Source organism: Pseudomonas sp. JL27(2026) (assembly GCF_056933555.1).
In genome coordinates, this window is the sequence record NZ_CM167794.1 from 639505 (window position 1) to 661199 (window position 21695).

At 60.9% G+C, this 21695-nt stretch carries 16 protein-coding genes and 2 tRNA genes; 14 read left to right on the top strand and 4 right to left on the bottom strand.

Annotated elements, in window-relative coordinates; all coding sequences use genetic code 11:
* The first annotated feature begins 49 nt into the window (after positions 1-49).
* From AC1Z1G_RS02875 to AC1Z1G_RS02930, 12 genes are all read left to right on the top strand, one after another.
* Complete coding sequence (locus AC1Z1G_RS02875) at positions 50-910, top strand: NAD(P)H-hydrate dehydratase (RefSeq protein WP_483624718.1); 861 nt, start codon at positions 50-52, stop codon at positions 908-910.
* Positions 898-1368, top strand: coding sequence for a tRNA (adenosine(37)-N6)-threonylcarbamoyltransferase complex ATPase subunit type 1 TsaE (gene tsaE, locus AC1Z1G_RS02880; RefSeq protein ID WP_483624720.1), 471 nt, complete (start codon positions 898-900; stop codon positions 1366-1368). Before AC1Z1G_RS02875 ends, tsaE begins: the two co-directional genes overlap by 13 nt.
* Entirely contained in the window at positions 1369-2805 is a 1437-nt protein-coding gene (locus tag AC1Z1G_RS02885) for an N-acetylmuramoyl-L-alanine amidase (RefSeq protein ID WP_483624722.1), read from the top strand. It begins immediately after the preceding gene.
* On the top strand, positions 2802-4715 hold the full coding sequence (mutL, locus tag AC1Z1G_RS02890; protein ID WP_483624724.1) for a DNA mismatch repair endonuclease MutL: 1914 nt from the start codon (positions 2802-2804) through the stop codon (positions 4713-4715). The genes AC1Z1G_RS02885 and mutL overlap by 4 nt, the downstream gene beginning before the upstream one ends.
* Positions 4715-5686: a tRNA (adenosine(37)-N6)-dimethylallyltransferase MiaA gene (gene miaA / locus AC1Z1G_RS02895; protein WP_483624725.1), complete on the top strand. Its 972-nt coding sequence runs from the start codon at positions 4715-4717 to the stop codon at positions 5684-5686. The genes mutL and miaA overlap by 1 nt, the downstream gene beginning before the upstream one ends.
* 95 nt (positions 5687-5781) lie before the next feature.
* Positions 5782-6042, top strand: a complete 261-nt coding sequence (hfq, locus tag AC1Z1G_RS02900) for an RNA chaperone Hfq (protein ID WP_010221594.1) — start codon at positions 5782-5784, stop codon at positions 6040-6042.
* Between the two features lie 12 nt (positions 6043-6054).
* Positions 6055-7356: a ribosome rescue GTPase HflX gene (gene hflX, locus AC1Z1G_RS02905; RefSeq protein WP_483624728.1), complete on the top strand. Its 1302-nt coding sequence runs from the start codon at positions 6055-6057 to the stop codon at positions 7354-7356.
* Positions 7357-7452: 96 nt separating this feature from the next.
* Entirely contained in the window at positions 7453-8622 is a 1170-nt protein-coding gene (gene hflK / locus AC1Z1G_RS02910) for an FtsH protease activity modulator HflK (RefSeq protein ID WP_483624730.1), read from the top strand.
* Positions 8622-9491 (top strand): protease modulator HflC, encoded by an 870-nt coding sequence (hflC, locus tag AC1Z1G_RS02915; RefSeq protein WP_483624732.1) that lies wholly within the window; start codon positions 8622-8624, stop codon positions 9489-9491. The genes hflK and hflC overlap by 1 nt, the downstream gene beginning before the upstream one ends.
* Positions 9492-9809: 318 nt before the next feature.
* The gene (locus tag AC1Z1G_RS02920) at positions 9810-10997 is read left to right on the top strand and encodes an ATP phosphoribosyltransferase regulatory subunit (protein WP_483624734.1); all 1188 of its coding nucleotides are present in this window, start codon (positions 9810-9812) and stop codon (positions 10995-10997) included.
* Between the two features lie 54 nt (positions 10998-11051).
* Positions 11052-12341, top strand: coding sequence for an adenylosuccinate synthase (locus AC1Z1G_RS02925; protein WP_483624736.1), 1290 nt, complete (start codon positions 11052-11054; stop codon positions 12339-12341).
* A 149-nt stretch (positions 12342-12490) separates the two neighbouring features.
* Positions 12491-14425 carry a methyl-accepting chemotaxis protein gene (locus tag AC1Z1G_RS02930; RefSeq protein ID WP_483624737.1) on the top strand — a complete coding sequence of 645 codons (1935 nt, stop codon included), beginning with the start codon at positions 12491-12493 and terminating at the stop codon, positions 14423-14425.
* Positions 14426-14539: 114 nt separating this feature from the next.
* Here the strand turns inward: AC1Z1G_RS02930 and AC1Z1G_RS02935 are convergent, their stop codons facing one another.
* The 4 genes from AC1Z1G_RS02935 to AC1Z1G_RS02950 form a co-directional block, all read right to left on the bottom strand.
* A complete protein-coding gene (locus AC1Z1G_RS02935) occupies positions 14540-16105 on the bottom strand; it encodes an ABC transporter permease (RefSeq protein ID WP_483624739.1) in 1566 nt (521 codons plus the stop codon).
* A complete protein-coding gene (locus AC1Z1G_RS02940; RefSeq protein WP_483624740.1) occupies positions 16105-17115 on the bottom strand; it encodes an iron ABC transporter substrate-binding protein in 1011 nt (336 codons plus the stop codon). Before AC1Z1G_RS02940 ends, AC1Z1G_RS02935 begins: the two co-directional genes overlap by 1 nt.
* 337 nt (positions 17116-17452) lie before the next feature.
* Positions 17453-17539: transfer RNA gene (locus AC1Z1G_RS02945), tRNA-Leu, on the bottom strand.
* A gap of 165 nt (positions 17540-17704) precedes the next feature.
* A tRNA-Leu gene (locus AC1Z1G_RS02950) sits at positions 17705-17791 on the bottom strand.
* Positions 17792-18017: 226 nt separating this feature from the next.
* Between AC1Z1G_RS02950 and rnr the strand changes: the two genes are divergently transcribed.
* Together rnr and rlmB are read left to right on the top strand one after the other, a co-directional pair.
* Positions 18018-20648 carry a ribonuclease R gene (gene rnr, locus AC1Z1G_RS02955; RefSeq protein ID WP_483624741.1) on the top strand — a complete coding sequence of 877 codons (2631 nt, stop codon included), beginning with the start codon at positions 18018-18020 and terminating at the stop codon, positions 20646-20648.
* A complete protein-coding gene (gene rlmB / locus AC1Z1G_RS02960; RefSeq protein ID WP_483624743.1) occupies positions 20645-21412 on the top strand; it encodes a 23S rRNA (guanosine(2251)-2'-O)-methyltransferase RlmB in 768 nt (255 codons plus the stop codon). The genes rnr and rlmB overlap by 4 nt, the downstream gene beginning before the upstream one ends.
* The last annotated feature ends 283 nt before the right edge of the window (positions 21413-21695 follow it).

The following is a 21695-nucleotide window of genomic DNA, read 5'->3' on the forward strand; positions in this document are numbered from 1 at the left end:
CGGGGCTGAGGTGCGTATAATTCTGCCAGACATCGGAGCCCGAAGACGCATGCCGCAGACAAAACACGATTTACCCGACGTTCAGTCGCTGACCCCGGCCACTGTGCCGACGCTTTTTGCACGTTCGCCGAGCGCCCATAAAGGCGATTTTGGCCATGTGCTGTTGATCGGTGGCGACCGTGGTTTCGGCGGGGCGATCCTGTTGAGCGCACAAAGCGCCCTGCGCAGCGGCGCGGGCCTGGTCTCGGTGGCCACTCGCAGCGAACACGTCCCGGCGGCGCTGGCCCGATTGCCGGAAGCGATGGTGCTGGGCACGTCGTCGGCCAACCAACTGATGGGCTTGCTGGATCAGGCCTCGGTGCTGGTGGTCGGCCCGGGGTTGGGGCAGGGCGCCTGGGGGCGCAGCTTGTTGTCGGCGGCGGCCAATGCGCCGCGGCCGCAAGTCTGGGACGCCGACGCGCTGAACCTGTTGGCTCTGGGGGGCGTCAGCCTGCCGGAAAACTGCGTGATCACTCCGCATCCGGGCGAGGCGGCGCGCTTGTTGGGGGTCTCGACAGCTGAGGTTCAGGCGGATCGTCTTACTGTTGCGCGCGCGTTATGCAAAAAATTCAATGCAGTGGCTATCTTGAAGGGGGCGGGCAGTTTGATCGCCAGCCCTGATGGCCGTGTTTTTCGGTGCGATCGCGGGCATCCGGCCATGGCCACTGCGGGTCTGGGCGATGTGCTGGCCGGGTTGGTCGGCGCGTTGCTGGCCCAGGGCATGGACGCGTTTGAGGCTGCCTCGCTCGCCGTCTGGCTGCACGCCACAGCTGGCGAGCATCAAGGCCGGCTCGGTCGGGGGCTGGCGGCCAGCGACCTGATTCCCACCATTCGTCAGTTGCTGGAGGAGCAAGCACCGTGTCTGAAGTAACCCTGTATCTGGCCAATGAAGAGGCCATGGTTGCCTTGGGCACCCGCATCGCTCAAATCACCCGGGGGCACGGGATCATCTTTCTGGACGGTGACCTGGGCGCGGGGAAAACCACCCTGTCGCGGGGCATCATCCGTGGATTGGGGCACGTAGGGTCAGTCAAGAGCCCGACCTTTACTCTGGTCGAGCCCTACGAAATCGGTGAGGTCCGTGCTTTCCACTTCGACCTCTACCGACTGGTCGATCCTGAAGAGCTGGAGTACCTGGGGATCCGTGACTACCTCGAAGACGACGTGTTGTGTCTGATCGAGTGGCCTCAAAAGGGTGCAGGCTTTTTGCCAAAGCCCGACCTGACCATTACCATTACACCCCATGACAGCGGGCGTTCGCTGACTCTCTTGCCCCAAGGCTCGCGTGGCGAGACCTGGTGTGCCGCTTTGGCATTGGAATTCAAATAAATGATGGGGTTAGGTATGCGCTTTCGCGCGTTGGTTGCTGTCGTAGGACTGTTGCTTACGGCACTGGCTGTCGACGCCGTGGCTGCAACAAAGGTCAACAGTGTCCGCCTGTGGCGGGCGCCGGATAACACGCGACTGGTGTTTGACCTCACTGGCCCGGTCCAGCACAGCGTTTTTACCCTGACATCCCCGGATCGCCTGGTGATCGACATCAACGGCGCGACCCTCGGTGCACCGCTGAAAGTCTCCACGGCGAACACCCCGATCACCGCCATGCGCTCGGCCCAGCGCACGCCGACGGACCTGCGGGTGGTCATCGACCTGAAAAAAGCCGTCACCCCGAAAAGCTTCGTGCTGGCGCCGAACGCGCAGTACGGCAATCGTCTGGTAGTCGACCTGTTCGATAACGCCGCCGACGCTGCGCCGTCACCTGCGCCAACCCCGACGCCGACCGTGGCCACGGTGCCTGCCGTTCCGGTAACCCCGGCCGAACCCTCCATCAAACTGCCGCCGGCCCCGGCGGGCAAGCGCGACATCATTGTGGTCATCGACGCCGGTCACGGCGGTGAAGACCCGGGCGCCTCGGGCTCCCGCGGGCAGCGTGAGAAAGACGTGGTGCTGGCCATCGCCCGCGAATTGCAGCGTCAGGTCAACGGCATGAAAGGCTTCCGCGCCGAACTGACCCGTACCGGCGACTACTTCATTCCGCTGCGTGGCCGTACCGAAATCGCCCGCAAGAAGGGCGCCGACCTGTTCGTTTCGATCCACGCCGATGCCGCACCGTCCGCCGCCGCGTTTGGCGCCTCGGTGTTTGCTCTTTCCGAGCGCGGTGCCACTTCGGAGACCGCACGTTGGCTGGCCGACAGCGAAAACCGTTCCGACCTGATCGGCGGTGCCGGCAACGTCAGCCTCGACGACAAGGACCGCATGCTGGCGGGTGTGTTGCTCGACCTGTCGATGACCGCCTCGCTGACCTCCAGCCTGAACGTCGGGCAAAAAGTCCTGAGCAACATTGGCCGCGTTACGCCGCTGCACAAGCAGCGCGTCGAGCAGGCCGGGTTCATGGTGCTCAAGTCGCCGGACATTCCGTCGATCCTGGTGGAAACCGGATTCATCTCCAACGCCAACGAAGCCTCGAAACTGGCGGCGTCCAGCCACCAGCAAGCGCTGGCGCGCTCCATCAGCAGCGGCGTGCGGCAGTTCTTCCAGCAGAATCCGCCACCGGGCACCTACATCGCCTGGCTGCGTGACTCCGGCAAAATCGCCCAGGGCCCGCGCGACCACCGGGTCAATCCGGGGGAAACCCTGGCCATGATCGCCGTGCGTTATCAGGTGTCCGCAAGCACCTTGCGCAGCGCCAACAACCTCAAGAGCGATGAGCTCAAGGTTGGCCAGAACCTGACGATTCCGGGCACTGAGCTGGCGGCCAAGGAATGAACGACGCCGTGATCAATAGCGCCCGCATCGAACTGCTCAGCCCACGGCTGGCGAACCAGATCGCCGCCGGTGAAGTGGTTGAACGCCCGGCCTCGGTCATCAAGGAATTGCTGGAAAACAGCCTCGACTCCGGCGCCCGGCGGATCGACGTCGATGTGGAGCAGGGCGGCGTCAAGCTGCTGCGGGTTCGCGACGACGGTAGTGGTATTTCCGCCGATGACCTGCCGCTGGCCCTGGCCCGTCACGCCACCAGCAAGATTCGCAACCTGGAAGACCTTGAACAGGTCATGAGCCTGGGGTTTCGTGGTGAGGCGCTGGCGTCGATCAGCTCCGTGGCGCGCCTGACCCTGACCTCGCGCACCCGCGATGCCGATCAGGCCTGGCAGGTCGAGACCGAAGGCCGGGACATGGCGCCTCGTGTGCAGCCGGCCGCCCATCCGGTGGGCACCTCGGTGGAGGTGCGCGACCTGTTCTTCAACACCCCGGCGCGGCGCAAATTCCTCAAGACCGAAAAAACCGAGTTCGATCACCTGCAAGAAGTGATCAAGCGCCTGGCCCTGGCGCGCTTCGACGTGGCGTTCCATCTGCGCCACAACGGCAAAACCATCCTCAGCCTGCACGAGGCTCATGATGATGCGGCCCGTGCCCGGCGTGTGGCTGCGATCTGCGGCGCGGGTTTCCTGGAGCAGGCGCTGCCCATCGAAATCGAACGTAATGGCCTGCATTTGTGGGGTTGGGTCGGGTTGCCGACCTTTAACCGCAGCCAGGCGGACTTGCAGTACTTTTTTGTGAATGGCCGCGCGGTGCGCGACAAACTGGTGGCCCACGCAGTGCGCCAGGCTTATCGCGACGTGCTGTTCAACGGTCGGCACCCGACGTTCGTGCTGTTCTTCGAAGTCGATCCGGCGGGCGTCGATGTCAACGTTCACCCGACCAAGCACGAAGTGCGTTTCCGTGACGGGCGCATGGTTCACGATTTCCTCTATGGCACCTTGCACCGCGCTTTGGGCGATGTGCGGCCGGAAGATCATCTGGCCGCGCCGGTCGCGACCCCCGGCCTGGTCCGGCCCACCGGGCTCGATGCCGGTGAGTTCGGCCCGCAGGGCGAAATGCGCCTGGCCGCGAATGCGTTGCTGGAACAACCTCAAGCGCAACCGTCCTTCAATGCCACGGCGGGTTCGGGCGCTGGCGCCGGTTATCAGTATCAATACACCCCGCGACCTCAGTCCGGTGTTCCTGTCGCTGAAGCCCAGGCGGCCTATCGCGAGTTCTTCGCGCCGTTGCCCGAGGCCAACGCGGCCGCGCTGCCGGACGGCCAGGGCGATATTCCGCCGCTGGGTTATGCGCTGGCGCAGCTCAAGGGGATCTACATTCTTTCGGAGAATGCCCAAGGGCTGGTGCTGGTGGACATGCACGCGGCTCACGAACGGATCATGTACGAGCGCCTGAAAGTCGCGATGGCCAGCGAAGGCCTGAGCGGTCAGCCGCTGCTGGTGCCGGAGTCGCTGGCCGTCAGTCAGCGTGAAGCCGATTGCGCCGAAGAGCATGTAGCGTGGTTTCAGCGTCTGGGTTTTGAGTTACAGCGCCTGGGCCCGGAAACCCTGGCCATCCGGCAAATCCCGGCATTGCTCAAGCAGGCTGAAGCCAATCGGTTGGTGGGCGATGTACTGTCGGATTTGATGGAATACGGCACCAGCGACCGGATTCAGGCTCACCTGAACGAACTGCTCGGGACCATGGCCTGCCACGGCGCGATCCGCGCCAACCGGCGCCTGGCCCTGCCGGAAATGAACGGACTGCTGCGCGACATGGAAAACACCGAGCGCAGCGGCCAATGCAACCATGGCCGACCGACCTGGACCCAACTGGGCCTGGACGATCTGGACAAACTGTTTTTGCGCGGTCGTTGATGAGCCCACTCCCCCCAGCGATTTTTCTGATGGGCCCGACTGCTGCGGGCAAGACCGATCTGGCCATCGAACTGAGCAAAGTCCTGCCGTGCGAGCTGATCAGCGTCGATTCGGCCCTGGTTTACCGTGGCATGGACATCGGCACTGCCAAGCCTTCAAGGGAGCTGTTGGCTGAGTTTCCCCATCGGTTGATCGATATTCTCGACCCGGCCGAGAGTTATTCGGCCGCTGACTTTCGTCGCGATGCCCTTGAAGCCATGGCGGACATCACTTCGCGGGGCAATATTCCGCTGCTGGTCGGCGGCACAATGCTCTATTACAAGGCTTTGCTTGAAGGCCTGGCGGACATGCCTGCGGCTGATCCGCAGGTGCGCGCCGAAATCGAAGAAGAGGCTGCACGCCTTGGCTGGCAAGCCTTGCACGATCAATTGGCGGTCATCGACCCGGAGTCGGCGGCGCGAATTCATCCCAACGATCCGCAGCGGCTCAGTCGGGCGCTGGAAGTCTATCGTGTCAGCGGCCAGAGCATGACCGCGCACCGTCAGCGACAATCTGCGCAAAGTACTGAAGCAGCCGCTTCGGGACGGGGACAATTGCCCTATACTGTCGCGAACTTGGCCATCGCTCCGGCGAACCGTCAGGTACTGCATGAGCGCATTGAACAAAGATTCACACAAATGTTGGAACAGGGATTCATCGACGAGGTCGTAGCCCTGCGTAAGCGAAGTGATCTGCATGCAGGGTTGCCGTCTATACGCGCGGTAGGCTACCGACAAGTCTGGGATCACCTGGATGGCAAGCTGACGTCAGCCGAGATGCAGGAGCGTGGAGTCATTGCCACGCGCCAATTGGCGAAGCGCCAGTTCACCTGGCTGCGCAGTTGGGCTGATGTTCATTGGTTGGACAGCCTCGATTGCGACAATCTGCCACGCGCCTTGAAATACCTCGGGACCATCTCCATATTGAGCTGAGTCCTTGCAATTGCCGTCTATCCTTGGGGGTGTGACGGTCACAGAGCCATCTGTTTACCTATTTTTATTATTGAATCCTTAAAGGAGTGCGGCACATGTCAAAAGGGCATTCGCTACAAGACCCTTACTTGAATACTTTACGTAAAGAGAAAGTGGGGGTTTCCATCTATCTGGTCAACGGGATCAAGCTGCAAGGTACGATCGAGTCCTTCGACCAGTTCGTGATCCTGCTGAAAAACACCGTCAGCCAGATGGTTTACAAGCACGCTATCTCGACAGTGGTGCCGGTTCGTCCAATTCGTCTGCCAAGCGCAACCGAATCCGAACAGGGTGACGCTGAGCCAGGTAACGCCTGATAGGAGTCTCCTTTGTTCTTTGAGCGCCACGGTGGTGGTGAGCGGGCAATCCTCGTTCACTTGGATGGTCAGGACCCTGAGGCGCGCGAAGATCCGCAGGAGTTTCAGGAGTTGGCTATATCGGCCGGCGCCGAGACCGTCGCGTTTGTTAACGTGCCGCGTCATCGGCCAACCGCCAAATACCTGATTGGTAGCGGCAAGGTCGAGGAGCTACGCGACCAGGTCAAAGCCGAGAAGGTCGATCTGGTGATTTTCAATCACATCCTCACGCCCAGTCAGGAACGTAACCTCGAACGTGTTTTCGAGTGTCGCGTGATTGACCGCACGGGTCTGATTCTCGATATCTTCGCCCAACGCGCCCGCACCCATGAAGGCAAGCTCCAGGTCGAATTGGCCCAGCTTGAGCACATGAGTACGCGCCTGGTTCGCGGCTGGACTCACCTTGAGCGGCAGAAGGGCGGTATCGGTCTGCGCGGTCCGGGTGAAACCCAACTGGAAACCGACCGGCGTCTCCTGCGGGTTCGCCTGCGGCAGATCAAGGGGCGTCTGGAAAAGGTCCGCAGCCAGCGTGAGCAGGCTCGTCGCGGCCGCAAGCGCGCGGATATCCCTTCGGTTTCACTGGTGGGTTATACCAACGCCGGCAAATCGACACTGTTCAACTCGGTGACCGACTCCGATGTGTTCGCCGCCGACCAGTTGTTCGCCACGCTCGACCCGACGTTGCGTCGACTCGAACTCGATGACCTCGGTCCAATCGTGCTGGCCGACACCGTGGGCTTCATTCGGCACCTGCCGCACAAACTGGTCGAGGCATTTCGGGCTACGCTCGAAGAGTCGAGCAACTCCGACCTGCTGCTGCACGTGATCGATGCCCATGAACCCGAGCGCATGGCCCAGATTGAACAGGTCATGGTGGTGCTGGGTGAAATCGGTGCGCAGGACTTGCCGATCCTGGAGGTCTACAACAAACTCGACCTGCTTGAGGGCGTAGAGCCGCAGATCCAGCGCGATGCCGATGGCAAACCGCAACGGGTCTGGTTGTCGGCGCGAGATGGCCAGGGTCTGGACCTGCTCAAGCAAGCCATTGCGGAACTGCTGGGCGATGACCTGTTTGTCGGCACCTTGCGCTTGCCGCAGCGTTTTGCTCGACTGCGGGCACAGTTTTTTGCGCTCGGTGCGGTACAGAAAGAAGAACACGACGAAGAAGGCATCAGTTTGCTGGCCGTTCGTTTACCGCGAGTCGAACTCAATCGGCTGGTGAGCCGCGAAGGCATGCAGCCGCTGGAATTCATCGAGCAACACACTTTGCAATAAAAGCCCGAAAAAGCGGTTGTGCCGCTTAGTCAGGCATTCTGTAGCATTGGTCGGCGCGCCGTGGGCGCGTCTTTGCTTTATCAGATGGAGAGCGCTATGGCTTGGAATGAGCCGGGTGGCAACTCGAATAATCAGGACCCTTGGGGTGGTAAGCGCCGCAATAACGGCGACCGCAAGGGTCCACCAGATCTCGACGAAGCCTTCCGAAAGCTGCAGGAAAGGCTGAATGGGATGTTCGGTGGTGGCAACAAACGGGGTGGTGACGGCGGTGGCTCGGGCAAGGGCGGTGGTTTTGGCCTGCTCGGCATCGGTCTCGTCGTGCTGGCGGCTGTGTGGCTGTACAGCGCGGTTTATGTGGTCGACGAGCAGGAGCAAGCCGTGGTGCTGCGCTTCGGCAAGTACTACGAAACCGTTGGCCCGGGCCTGAACATCTACTTCCCGCCGATCGATCGCAAGTACATGGAAAACGTCACGCGTGAGCGTGCCTATACCAAGCAGGGTCAAATGCTCACCGAGGACGAGAACATCGTCGAAGTGCCGCTGACCGTGCAGTACAAGATCACCAACCTGCAGGACTTCGTGCTTAACGTCGACCAGCCGGAAATCAGCCTCCAGCACGCAACCGAAAGCGCCCTGCGCCATGTGGTGGGTTCCACCGCCATGGATCAGGTGCTGACAGAAGGTCGTGAACTGATGGCCAGCGAAATCAAGGAGCGTCTGCAACGCTTCCTCGATACCTATCGCACTGGTATCACCGTCACCCAGGTCAACGTTCAGAGCGCAGCGGCACCGCGTGAAGTCCAGGAAGCCTTCGATGACGTGATCCGTGCTCGTGAAGATGAGCAGCGCTCGCGTAACCAGGCTGAAACCTATGCCAACGGCGTCGTGCCGGAAGCCCGTGGTCAGGCTCAGCGTCTCATTGAAGATGCCAACGGTTATCGTGACGAAACCGTGTCGCGCGCCAAGGGTGAGGCTGATCGCTTTACCAAACTGGTGACCGAGTACCGCAAGGCGCCGGAAGTTACCCGTCAGCGCCTGTACCTGGACACCATGCAGGAAGTTTTCAGCAATACCAGCAAGGTTCTCGTGACCGGCAACAAGAACGGCCAGAGCAATCTGCTGTACTTGCCGCTGGACAAGATGATCGACAGTGGTCGCGTTACCAGCGCTCCGGCGACGGGCGCGCCGGTATCCAGCAATGAAGCGAATGCACGTGCGGCCGCTGATCTGCAGCAACAGCAAGCACGTACCAGGGAGAGTCGCTGATGAGCAATAAATCGCTGATCGCCCTTATTGTCGGCGTCGTCGTGGCGATCGCTGCCTGGAACTGCTTCTACATCGTGGCTCAGACCGAGCGTGCGGTGCTGCTGCAGTTTGGTCGCGTGGTTCAGGCTGATGTTCAGCCGGGCCTGCATGTGAAAGTGCCTTACGTTAACCAGGTGCGTAAATTCGACGCACGCCTGATGACGCTGGATGCACCGACGCAACGCTTCCTGACGCTGGAAAAGAAAGCCGTCATGGTGGATGCCTACGCCAAGTGGCGCGTGAAAGATGCCGAGCGCTTCTACACCGCGACCTCCGGCCTCAAGCAGATTGCTGACGAACGTCTTTCGCGTCGTCTGGAATCGGGCCTGCGTGACCAGTTTGGTAAGCGCACCCTGCACGAGGTGGTTTCCGGTGAGCGTGATGCGCTGATGGCGGACATCACGGCTTCGCTGAACAAGATGGCGGAAAAAGAGCTGGGCATCGAAGTGGTCGATGTTCGGGTCAAGGCCATCGACCTGCCGAAGGAAGTGAACCGCAGCGTGTTCGAGCGTATGAGCACCGAGCGTGAGCGTGAAGCGCGCGAGCACCGGGCCAAGGGTAACGAGCTGGCAGAAGGCATTCGTGCCGACGCCGATCGCCAACGCCGTGTACTGCTGGCCGAAGCCTATCGTGAATCTGAAGAGGTTCGCGGTGACGGTGATGCCCAGGCCGCAGCGATCTACTCCAAGGCCTACGGCCAGGACCAGGAGTTCTACGCGTTCTACCGTAGCCTGCGCGCCTACCGTGAAAGCTTCGCGAACAAAACCGACGTCATGGTTCTGGACCCAAGCAGCGACTTCTTCCGTTATCTGGAAAAGTCCAAGCCTTGATCCAACACTGATCCTGAATTCACCCCGCCGAGCGGCTAAAGCCTCTCGCGGGGTGATCCTTTGGGAAAACGTGTGTATGATGCGGCAGCCGGGAAATTCCCGGCTTTTTTGCGTCTGCACGTTTGATTGCTGTAAATAGTGCGACGCCTCGAGTTGAACAACTCGACAGGTTTTTCGAGGAAAATGCTTGGCGAGGCTTATTTGAGGCCGATCGCCGCGTCGTTCATGCGCGTGGTTTGTGCACGTGAGCTGACCATTTTCTGCTTCACTCAAGGTTCGCCCGAGGGCGTTCCGCCCGGATCACAGGGGAATGGCGTAATGGCAACGGTAGACCGCTGGCTGCTGCCAGATGGCATCGAAGAAGTACTACCACCGCAAGCGCTGCGCATTGAAGTAGCGCGCCGCCAGGTGTTGGATCTGTTCCAGAGCTGGGGTTACGAGTTTGTCGTGACCCCCCATATCGAGTACCTGGAATCCTTGCTGACCGGCGCGGGCCAGGACCTCGACCTGCGGACCTTCAAGGTTATCGACCCTCAGTCGGGCCGCCAGATGGGCTTCCGTGCCGACATCACGCCTCAAGTGGCGCGCATTGACGCACACACCCTGCGCCGAGAAGGCCCGACCCGCCTGTGCTACGCCGGCAGCGTGCTGCATGCGCAGCCACGTGCCTTGTCGTCCTCGCGCAGCCCGATTCAACTGGGTGCCGAGTTGTACGGCGATGCCAGCCCGAGCAGCGATGTCGAAGTCATCAGCCTGATGCTGGCCATGCTGCAGCTGGCCGATGTGCCGGATGTGCACATGGACCTGGGGCATGTCGGTATCTACCGTGGCCTGGCCCGCGCGGCCGGTTTGTCCGGTGAAGTGGAGCAACAGTTGTTCGATGCCTTGCAACGCAAGGCCATCGATGAGGTCATTACCTTGACCGAAGGCCTGCCTGGCGATGTGGCGGGCATGCTGCGAGCGCTGGTTGATTTGTGTGGCGGTCGTGAAGTGCTGGATGCCGCTCGCGAGCGCCTGGCCAATGCGCCGGCGCCTGTACTGGCGGCACTGGATGACCTGCTGGCGATTGCCGAGCGGCTGTCCGTGCGTTTCCCGGACCTGCCGTTGTACTTCGACCTGGGCGAATTGCGCGGTTACCACTACCACACCGGCGTAGTGTTCGCGGTATTTGTGCCGGGCGTTGGCCAGTCCATCGCTCAGGGCGGTCGTTACGACGACATCGGCGCCGACTTCGGGCGCGCCCGTCCGGCGACTGGTTTTTCTACCGATTTGAAAACCCTGGTGACCCTGGGGCGTGCTGAGATCGAGCTACCGTCTGGCGGTATCTGGATGCCTGACAGTACGGATGCGGCACTCTGGCAGCAGGTTTGCCAGTTGCGCGGCGAGGGTCAGCGTGTCGTTCAGGCTTTGCCTGGGCAGCCATTGGCCGCCGCCCGTGAAGCGGACTGCGACCGGCAATTGATTCAGCAGAACGGGCTTTGGCAAGTATTGCCGCTGGCTTCTTGAGTTTTCCTGCCGGCCGCTGCCGGCACCAAGTTTGCGCGAATGAGGACAAGTGTTATGGGTAAGAATGTCGTAGTCCTGGGCACCCAATGGGGTGATGAGGGCAAAGGCAAGATCGTTGATCTGCTGACCGAACATGCTGCCGCCGTAGTGCGCTACCAGGGTGGCCACAACGCTGGCCACACGCTGGTGATCGACGGTGAAAAAACCGTCTTGCACCTGATCCCCTCGGGCGTACTGCGCGAAGGCGTGCAGTGCCTGATCGGCAACGGCGTGGTGGTTGCACCGGACGCCCTGCTGCGCGAGATCATCAAGCTGGAAGAGAAAGGCGTACCGGTGCGCGAGCGCCTGCGTATCAGCCCGTCTTGCCCGCTGATCCTGTCCTATCACGTGGCGCTGGACCAGGCGCGTGAAAAGGCCCGTGGCGAGCTGAAGATCGGTACTACCGGTCGCGGCATCGGCCCGGCGTACGAAGACAAGGTTGCGCGTCGTGGCCTGCGCGTCGGCGATCTGCTGAACATGCCGCGTTTTGAAGCCAAGCTGCGTGAACTGGTGGATTACCACAACTTCATGCTGGTGGGTTTCTACAAAGAGCCGGCCATCGACTTCGACAAGACTCTGGCCGAGTGCAAAGAGTACGCCGAACTGCTCAAGCCGCTGATGCTGGACGTGACCGCTGAGTTGCACGACCTGCGTCGCGCTGGCAAAGACATCATGTTCGAGGGAGCTCAAGGTTCGTTGCTGGATATCGACCACGGCACCTACCCGTACGTGACCAGCTCCAACACCACCGCTGGTGGCGTTGCGACCGGTTCGGGCGTTGGCCCGATGTTCCTGGATTACATCCTGGGCATCACCAAGGCTTACACCACTCGCGTTGGTTCGGGTCCATTCCCGACTGAGCTGTTCGACGACGTTGGTGCTCACCTGGCCAAGCAAGGTCACGAGTTCGGTGCAACTACCGGTCGTGCCCGTCGTTGCGGCTGGTTCGACGCCGTTATCCTGCGTCGCGCTATCGATGTAAACAGCATTTCGGGCATCTGCCTGACCAAGCTGGACGTACTCGACGGTCTGGAAAACATCAACATTTGCGTCGGCTACAAAGATGAAAACGGTGCAGAAGTTGCTCCGACCGACGCTGACAGCTATGTAGGCCTACTGCCTGTGTACGAAACAGTGCCGGGCTGGACTGAATCGACCGTGGGTGCCAAAACCCTGGAAGAGCTGCCAGCTAACGCTCGTGCTTACATCAAGCGCGTTGAAGAGCTGATCGGTGCGCCGATCGACATTATTTCGACAGGTCCGGACCGCAACGAGACCATCGTTCTGCGTCACCCGTTCGCTTAATAAGCCGTTGATGTAAAAAACAAAGGACCCTTGATCGGGTCCTTTGTCGTATCTGCCTGCCGGGCGGCATGACCTTTGCTGTGATCTTGAAAAAAGCATCGCTTCCAGCGTGCCATCAATTCAATGGCGCCAAAGCAGAGGGATTTTAAGTGTCGGCCGTTCTCTCACTGTTACAAAGCCGTTTGTTGCGGCCTGTCTTCGTTACCCTTGGTATCGCCCTTTTGGTGCAAGTGCTCGTCGCGGTTGCGCTGACGCGGAGCACGGTCACCGCGCTTGAGGTGGACCTGGGCAATCGCCTCGGGGCCGATAGCCAGAAGCTGTCGGGTGAACTCGAGCAGGCGGGGCGTGAAGTCACCTCCAGTCTCGACAGCCTTTCCGCGAGTACCCGTCAGCGCCTGACGGCCGGTTTGTCCACGCGCCTCAAGGAAGAACAGGCGCAACTGCGGGCCGCTCTGGAAAAAGACCTGAAGGACTCGGCTAACGACATGGCGCAGTTGCTGGCTTCGGTCGCGCCGCGTGCGATGTGGGACAGCGATGTGCCGACCCTGTCTGAATTCGCCCGCCGCGCCCAGCGCAATCCGAATGTGCTGTTCGTGGTCTACGACGACGCCACGGGCCAGCATTTGACGCGCTACCTGAACCGGGAAAACCCGATCAACAAGGCCCTGTTGGAGCGCGGCCAAGGCGAGCGGGCGCTGGACAAAGTGCTGGATGCGGCGAAAAGCGATCCCTCGGTCTACTACCTCGAAGCCTCGATCAACCCCAATGGCGTGGAGATCGGCAAGGTCCTGATGGGGGTTTCCACCGCGTCGGTGGAAACCGACCTGGCGGCGCTGGACAAGCGTTTCTCGGCCCTGATCGCGAGCAGCGACCAATTGGTCGGCGACAGCCTCAAAGGCGCGGCGGCTGACAGTGCCACCGCGATGCGTGCGCGTTTGCAGTCGGCTCAAACCACCGCCACCGAAATGAAAGCCAACACCACCAGCACCGTGCAGGAAGCGGCTGGGACGCTGCGCTGGCGTATCGGTATGGCGCTGGCGCTCGTCGGCTTCGGTGTGTTGCTGTTGCTGGCCGTGGTGCTCGGGCGCCGGGTGGTGAATCGCCTGAAGTTACTGATCGCGGCGATGGATGACCTGGCGGCGGGTGAGGGTGACCTGACCAAGCGTGTGCAGATCAACAGTAACGACGAAATCGGTGACATGGCATCGGCGGTCAATCGCTTTGTGGATAAGTTGCAGCCCATCGTTCGTGAGGCCGGTGATGTGGCGCAGCGCACGGGTGTGGAAATCGGTGTGATGACCCAGCGCAACGCGGGTGCCGATGCGGCGGCCGAGGCTCAGCGTGATGAAGTGGCCGAGAGCCTGAGGGCGCTGTCACAGATGGCGGACGAGGCGCAGACCGAAAGCCACGCCATGCAGGCCGCGTTGCAGCAGGTAGTGGATATTCGGCAGGCCACCAACGAGAACACCCGTACCTCGGCCCAGGTCGGCAGCCTGATCGAGGCGCTGGCCGGGCAGGTCGACACCGGGGCCAAAGTTATCGAGCGGCTGGCGCAACAGAGCGAGCAGATTGAAGTGGTGCTGGAGGTGATTCACGGGATTGCCGAACAGACTAACCTGTTGGCACTTAACGCGGCCATCGAAGCGGCGCGGGCGGGTGAGACCGGGCGTGGTTTTGCGGTGGTTGCTGATGAAGTGCGGGCGCTGGCCAGCAAGACGCAAAGCTCCACGGGCGACATTCAGGCGCACATCGGCGCCTTGCAGCAAGGCGCTCGCGAGGCGGTCGCGGCGATTGGGCAGGCGGGGCGCCAGGCCAGCGAAGGGTTGCTGGTATTGCGTGACAGCGCGCGCTTGCAGCAGTCGGTGCAGGCCTCGGTCGAGCAGGTGCATACGGCGATTGGCCTGGCGACTCAGGCAGCGGCCCATCAGGCGCAGGGCGCGTACGCGGTGCGTGGGCGGGTCGAGACGATTCATGCCCAGGCTGAGAAAGCGGCTCAGGCGGTGGTGGAAACCACGGCCAGCGGCAAGGTGCTGGACGGATTGGCGGCGCAACTGAAGGCAAGCCTGGGGCAGTTCCGGGCTTAAGGGTTTTGTTGGCTGGCCTACCGTCATCGCGAGCAAGCTTTGCTCCTACAGGTTTTGTATGTGCCGTGAGAATGGCGCATGACCCGTAGGAGCAAGGCTTGCCTGCGATGCTTTTCAGCGGCTCAAATACATCCGGGTTGTTAACAGATAGACGGGCAGCCCCGACACCAGAATCAACAACGCCGCATAAGGCGCCGCCGCCGCAAACTCGACATTTGCGGTGTGCGCCCACACCTCTGTCGCCAGGGTGTTCAGCCCGGTCGGGCTCAGCAGCAGCGTTGCCGTCAGCTCCTTCATGGCATCCAGGAATACCAGTGCAAAAGCTGCACCCAGCGCCGGGAAGATGATCGGCAGCGTCACCCGGACAAAAGCGCTGAACGATGATGCACCGAGGGTCCGTGCCGCTTCTTCCAGCTGCGGGGCGGCCTTGTTCAGCGCCGTGCGGATCGGCGCCTGCGCCAGCGGCAGGAACAGCAGCGCATAGGCAATCAGCAGCAGTCCTGATGTCTGGTACAGTGCCGGCACGTAATGCAGGGCGAAGTAGACCAGGGTCAGCGCAATCACCAGTCCCGGCAACGCATGCAGCAGATACGGCAAGCGCTCGGCCCAGATTGCCAGGCGGCCCTTGTAGCGCACCACCAACAAACCTACCGGCACCGCCAGCACCAGGCACAACGCCGCGCCGCCGAGCGACAGCGCTAATGACGACAGCAAGGCTTCACTGATCGCCGCTACCGGGAAGGCTGCTGAAGAGCCGACCGCCAGCCAGTACGCCAGCATGCCCAGTGGAATACCGCTGCCGATAATCGCCAGCATCAAACAGTAGAGTTGCCCGCCGATGGCCCACTTGCCCAATCGAACCTGTTCGGCCTGTCGCGCCGCACCCTGGCCGATCCGCACGTGGCGCCCTTTGCCGCGCGCCCGCAACTCCAGCCACAGCAGCGCCAGGCACAGTGTGAGCAATACCACCGAGAGCATCGCCGCGTTGGCGTTACTGAACTCCAGCTCGAACTGTTGATAGATGGCCGTGGTGAAGGTTTGCAGGCCGATGATCGACAGTGCGCCAAACTCCACCAGCATGTGCAGCGCAATCAGCAAGGAGCCGGCCAGCAGCGAAGGCCAGAGCAGGGGCAGGGTAATTTTGAAGAACACGCCCCAGCGGTTTTGCCCCAAGGTGCGGGCCGACTCTTCCAGTGACGGGTCGAGGTTGCGCAGGGTTGCCGCCACCGGTAGAAACACCAGCGGATATTTGGACAGGGTCATCACCAGGATCGCCCCACCCAGGCCTTCGAAATGCGCGCTCAGCGACACCCAGGTAAAGCTGCTGACGAACGCGGGCACTGCGAACGGCAAGCACAGGATCACACCCCACAGGCGCCGGCCGGGCAGGTTGCTGCGTTCCAGCAGCCAGGCCAGCGACAGGCCGATCATGCCGCACGCCAGGGTCACGCCGACCATCAGCAACAGCGTATTGCGCAGCAGGCCGAAAACGTAAGGGCGCCAGAGCAAATGCAGTGCTTCGGCCCAACCGGCCTGCCAGGCCTTGAGGCCCACATACAGCAAGGGCAGCAGGCTCAGTGCGACTAACAGCAGCACCGGCAACACCAGCCAGATTGACGGCCGTTTGCGGCGTGGCGCATAGCCTGTGCGTGAGGTGGGGGCGCTCAGCGATGCGCTCATCAGTTCAGGCCAACGTCACGTTCCAGGTCCAGCGCTTCTTCGGCGTTGCCAAGGTCGGCCGGGGTGACATTGGGCGCTTGCAGTTCGCTGAACGGCTTGAGCCCGCGATCCGACACCATGCCTTTGTGCAGCGGGTACTCGGCGGTGGTCTGGGTGATCGCTCGCTGGCCTTCTTCACTGGCCATGTAGGCGAGGAACTGCTGGGCTTCTTGCGGATGCTTGCTGGACTTGAGTACCGCTGCGCTGGACACGGTAATCAGGCCGCCGACATCGCCGCCGGTGAAGTAATGCAGTTTGGAGTCGAGCTTGCCTTTTTCGCGTTGTAAGGCGAACCAGTAGTAGTTGTTCACCAGGACCGTGGCGACTTCGCCGTTCTCTACGGCTTTCAGGGCTACCATGTTGTTGCTGTAGGTCTTGCCGAACGCGCGCAGGCCGGTCAGCCATTCTTCGGCGGCGTCCATCCCGTGCAGCTTGATGATTGCCACGGCCTGTTCCTGGAACGCACCGCTGGTTGGGACGAAGCCGACCTTGCCTTGCCATTTTGGGTCAGAGAATTCCATGACCGATTTTGGCAAGTCTATTTCGTCGACCAGTTTCGGGTTGAAGGCGACTACGCGGACGCGGGCAGTAATGCCGATCCAGGTGCCATTGGTGGCGACGTAGTCCTTGGGCAGCATGTCGAGGGTCGCGGCATCGGTTTTAGCCAGCAGGCCTTGTTCGCCCAATTTGTTCAGGGGCGGCGATTCTTCGGTGTAGATCACGTCGGCGGGGGAGCGGTCACCTTCTTCGACGACCTGGCTGGCGAGCTGGTTGCTGCTGCCTTTGCGTACATTGACGTGAATGCCGGTCTTGGCTTCAAAAGCCTTGGCAATGGCGTCGCCGACTTCTTTGTGTTGGCCGTTGTAGAGCGTCAGGGAAACCGGGTCGGCGGCGTGGGTGAGTGGAGACGCCAGGGTCAGCCCCAGCAGAGTGATGGTCAGGCCGCGCAGAAGGGTAGTTCGAAACATCATTCGCAGGATTCCTCACTGTCGTATCGCAAAAACTTGTAACAATGATAAACGATATCGTTTCTCAGGTGCGCCTTGCGAGGGCTGCGAGGTTTTGCTAGGGGGGGGGCAGTGCAGGCTTTTGTGGCGAGGGAGCTTGCTCCCGTTCGGCTGCGAAGCAGTCGCAAAACCTGATCATAAGGTTTGTCTGGATGAATGAAGAGGGCCGCTTCGCGCACTAGCGGGAGCAAGCTCCCTCGCCACAAAAGGCATCTCGACATATTTTAAAACCCCGGAAACGCAAAAACCCGCTTTCGCGGGTTTTTGTGAGATTCAAGATCGTTGACCTTGAACTTTGAATTGGTGCCCAGAAGAAGACTCGAACTTCCACGACCTTGCGGTCACCAGCACCTGAAGCTGGCGTGTCTACCAATTTCACCATCTGGGCAGTATCAGCAACGTTGCCGCTGTTGATGTGGCGCACTATACGGACAGCGTTTTGATCTGTAAACCCCTGATTTGGTTTTAATAAATCAAATGCTTAGAATGCAAAAACCCGCTTTCGCGGGTTCTTGTGTGAGCGTGTCGATTGATTCAATCTACAGCTCTGAATTGGTGCCCAGAAGAAGACTCGAACTTCCACGACCTTGCGGTCACCAGCACCTGAAGCTGGCGTGTCTACCAATTTCACCATCTGGGCAGTATCGGCAACGCTGTACGTCGTCGATGGCGCGCACTATACGGAGCGTCCTTTGAACTGTAAACCCCTGAAATCAAAAAAATCAGGAATATTTCGCGAGCGGCGCTCAGCGGTCTATCTATAGGCGAGGGAAGTGGCTTTTTAAGGCCTTCGGTAGCCTGAAATTTCCCGTTTCATTACGCCTATGCCAAACTAACCCGCATATAGACAAGGTGAAAACTCTCTAATGGCCGATTGGCAGTCCCTCGACCCCGAGGCCGCTCGTGAAGCGGAAAAATATGAAAACCCTATTCCTAGCCGCGAACTGATCCTTCAGCACCTTGCTGACCGGGGTTCGCCCGCTAACCGCGAGCAACTGGTTGAAGAGTTCGGTCTGACCACAGAAGACCAACTTGAAGCCCTGCGTCGCCGCCTGCGCGCCATGGAGCGCGACGCTCAACTCATCTATACCCGTCGTGGCACTTACGCGCCGGTCGACAAGCTCGACCTGATCCTGGGCCGCATCAGCGGTCACCGTGACGGCTTCGGTTTCCTGATCCCGGACGACGGCAGTGACGACCTGTTCATGAGCCCGGCGCAAATGCGCCTGGTGTTCGACGGCGACCGTGCGCTGGCGCGTGTTTCCGGCCTGGACCGTCGTGGTCGCCGTGAAGGTGTGATCGTTGAAGTGGTTTCCCGTGCTCACGAAACCATCGTCGGCCGGTACTTCGAAGAAGGCGGCATCGGTTTCGTGGTTGCCGACAACCCGAAGATCCAGCAGGAAGTGCTGGTCACGCCGGGCCGTAATGCCAGTGCCAAGATCGGCCAATTCGTTGAAGTGAAGATCACTCACTGGCCGACCCCGCGTTTCCAGCCGCAAGGCGATGTGGTGGAAGTGGTCGGCAACTACATGGCGCCGGGCATGGAAATCGATATTGCCCTGCGCACCTACGACATTCCTCACGTCTGGCCTGAAGCGGTGCTCAAGGAAGCCGCCAAGCTCAAGCCGGAAGTCGAAGAGAAAGACAAAGAAAAACGCATCGACCTGCGTCATCTGCCGTTTGTCACCATCGACGGTGAAGATGCACGCGACTTCGACGATGCGGTGTATTGCGAGGCTCGCCCGGGCAAGCTGCGCCTGTTCTCCGGCGGCTGGAAGTTGTATGTGGCGATTGCCGACGTCTCCAGCTACGTGAAGATCGGTTCGGCGCTGGATGCCGAGTCCCAGGTGCGCGGCAACTCGGTGTACTTCCCCGAGCGCGTGGTGCCGATGCTGCCTGAGCAGCTGTCCAACGGCCTGTGTTCGCTGAACCCGCACGTTGATCGTCTGGCCATGGTGTGCGAGATGACCATCTCCAAATCCGGCGAGATGACCGACTATTGCTTCTACGAAGCAGTGATTCACTCCCACGCTCGCCTGACCTACAACAAGGTCAGCTCGATGCTGGAAACGCCGAAGCTCGCCGAGGCTCGTCAGCTTCGTGGCGAGTACAACGACGTTCTTCCGCACCTCAAGCAACTGTACTCGCTGTACAAAGTGTTGCTGGCGGCCCGTCACGTGCGTGGCGCGATCGATTTCGAAACTCAGGAAACCCGGATCATCTTCGGTTCCGAGCGCAAGATCGCCGAAATCCGTCCAACCGTTCGCAATGACGCGCACAAGCTGATCGAGGAATGCATGCTGGCGGCCAACGTGGCCACCGCCGAGTTCCTGAAGAAGCACGAAATTCCTGCGCTGTACCGCGTTCACGATGGTCCGCCACCGGAGCGTCTGGAAAAACTGCGCGCCTTCCTCGGCGAGCTCGGCCTGTCCCTGCACAAAGGCAAGGACGGTCCGTCGCCGAAGGACTACCAGGCATTGCTGGCCGGTATCAAGGACCGTCCGGATTTCCACCTGATCCAGACCGTCATGCTGCGTTCGTTGAGCCAGGCGGTGTACAGCGCTGATAACCAGGGCCACTTCGGCCTGAATTATGAAGCCTATACCCACTTCACTTCGCCGATTCGTCGCTACCCGGACCTGCTCACGCACCGTGCGATTCGCAGCGTTATCCACTCCAAAATGGACACCCCGCACGTCAAGCGTGCTGGCGCGATGACCATTCCGAAGGCGCGTATCTATCCGTACGACGAAGCGGCGCTGGAGCAGCTCGGCGAGCAGTGCTCGATGAGCGAACGCCGCGCCGACGAGGCGACCCGCGACGTGGTGAACTGGCTCAAGTGCGAGTTCATGAAGGATCGTGTGGGCGAGTCGTTCCCAGGTGTGATTACCGCGGTGACCGGTTTTGGTTTGTTCGTCGAGTTGACGGATATCTACGTCGAAGGCCTGGTCCACGTGACCGCTTTGCCGGGCGATTACTACCACTTCGACCCTGTGCATCACCGCCTGGCCGGTGAGCGTACCGGTCGCAGTTTCCGCCTCGGCGATACCGTCGAAGTGCGTGTCATGCGGGTTGACCTGGACGAGCGCAAGATCGACTTCGAGATGGCCGAAAAAACCATCAGTGCGCCGATTGGTCGCAAGAAGCGTGGCGCCGAGACGTCTGCTCCTGCTGCCAAGCCTGCCGCAGAGCCTGCACCGGCGAAATCCGGTCGTCGGAGTTCTGCCAAGGAAAAGGCCGTCGAAGCTTATCGTCCAAGCGATGCGGCGGCGAAAAACGCCGAAGTACGTAAAAGTCGTGAAATGAAACAGGCGTTGCTGGCCGAAGCGAAAAGCGGTGGTAAAGCGGCGTCTGGGGGAAAGGCCGGGCGGTCGGCGCCTGAAAAGGCCACCGGCGCTAAGCCAGCCAAACCGAGTAAACACCGTAAAGGCCCGCCAAAAGCAGGCTCGGCTCCAGCCAGAAGTGGCGGGGCGCGTAAACCTAAGGTCAAGTCATGAGCCAGTTGGAAAAAATCTATGGCGTGCACGCCGTAGAAGCGTTGCTGCGTCATCACCCCAAGCGCGTCAAACAGATCTGGCTGGCCGAAGGCCGCAGCGATCCGCGCGTTCAGACGCTGATCGAGCTGGCCAGCGAAAACCGCGTTGCGGTCGGCCAGGCCGAGCGCCGTGAACTGGATGCCTGGGTTGAAGGCGTGCACCAGGGTGTGGTGGCAGACGTGAGTCCAAGCCAGGTCTGGGGCGAGGCGATGCTCGACGAACTGCTGGACCGTACCGAAGGCGCGCCGTTGTTGCTGGTGCTCGACGGCGTGACCGATCCGCATAACCTCGGCGCTTGCCTGCGTTCTGCCGATGCGGCGGGTGCGTTGGCGGTGATCGTTCCCAAGGACAAGTCAGCCACCCTGACACCGACGGTGCGTAAAGTCGCTTGCGGCGCAGCGGAAGTGATTCCACTGGTGGCCGTGACCAACCTGGCGCGTACCCTGGAAAAACTCAAGCAGCGTGGCTTGTGGGTCGTCGGCACGGCGGGCGAGGCCGAGCAGGACCTGTATCAGCAAGACCTGACCGGCCCGACCATCCTGATCATGGGCGCGGAAGGTAGCGGCATGCGCCGCCTGACTCGCGATCTCTGCGACTATCTGGTGCGTTTACCGATGGCCGGTAGCGTCAGCAGCCTCAATGTTTCCGTGGCGACGGGCGTGTGCCTGTTCGAAGCCTTGCGCCAGCGCGGCGTCAAAGCCGCCGGAAGCGCCAAGAAGTCCTGATCTGCTGCAAATCTAAAATGTGGGAGCGGGCTTGCTCGCGAAGAGGGAGTGTCAGTCGACATCAATATTGACTGACACTCCGCTTTCGCGAGCAAGCCCGCTCCCGCAATGGTTTGTGTCGGGGCGAAAACTGGTGGTGTGAACGAGCTGTTCAAATAATCACCAATTGCCTTGCACCTCTTCTGTCCCTTCTCTACAATTGCGCCCCTTGCTGTGACGGCAGGCACGCATGTGTCCTACGCCCGCAAGTCCATAAGTGTCATTCACTCCTTGTCTGACCGCT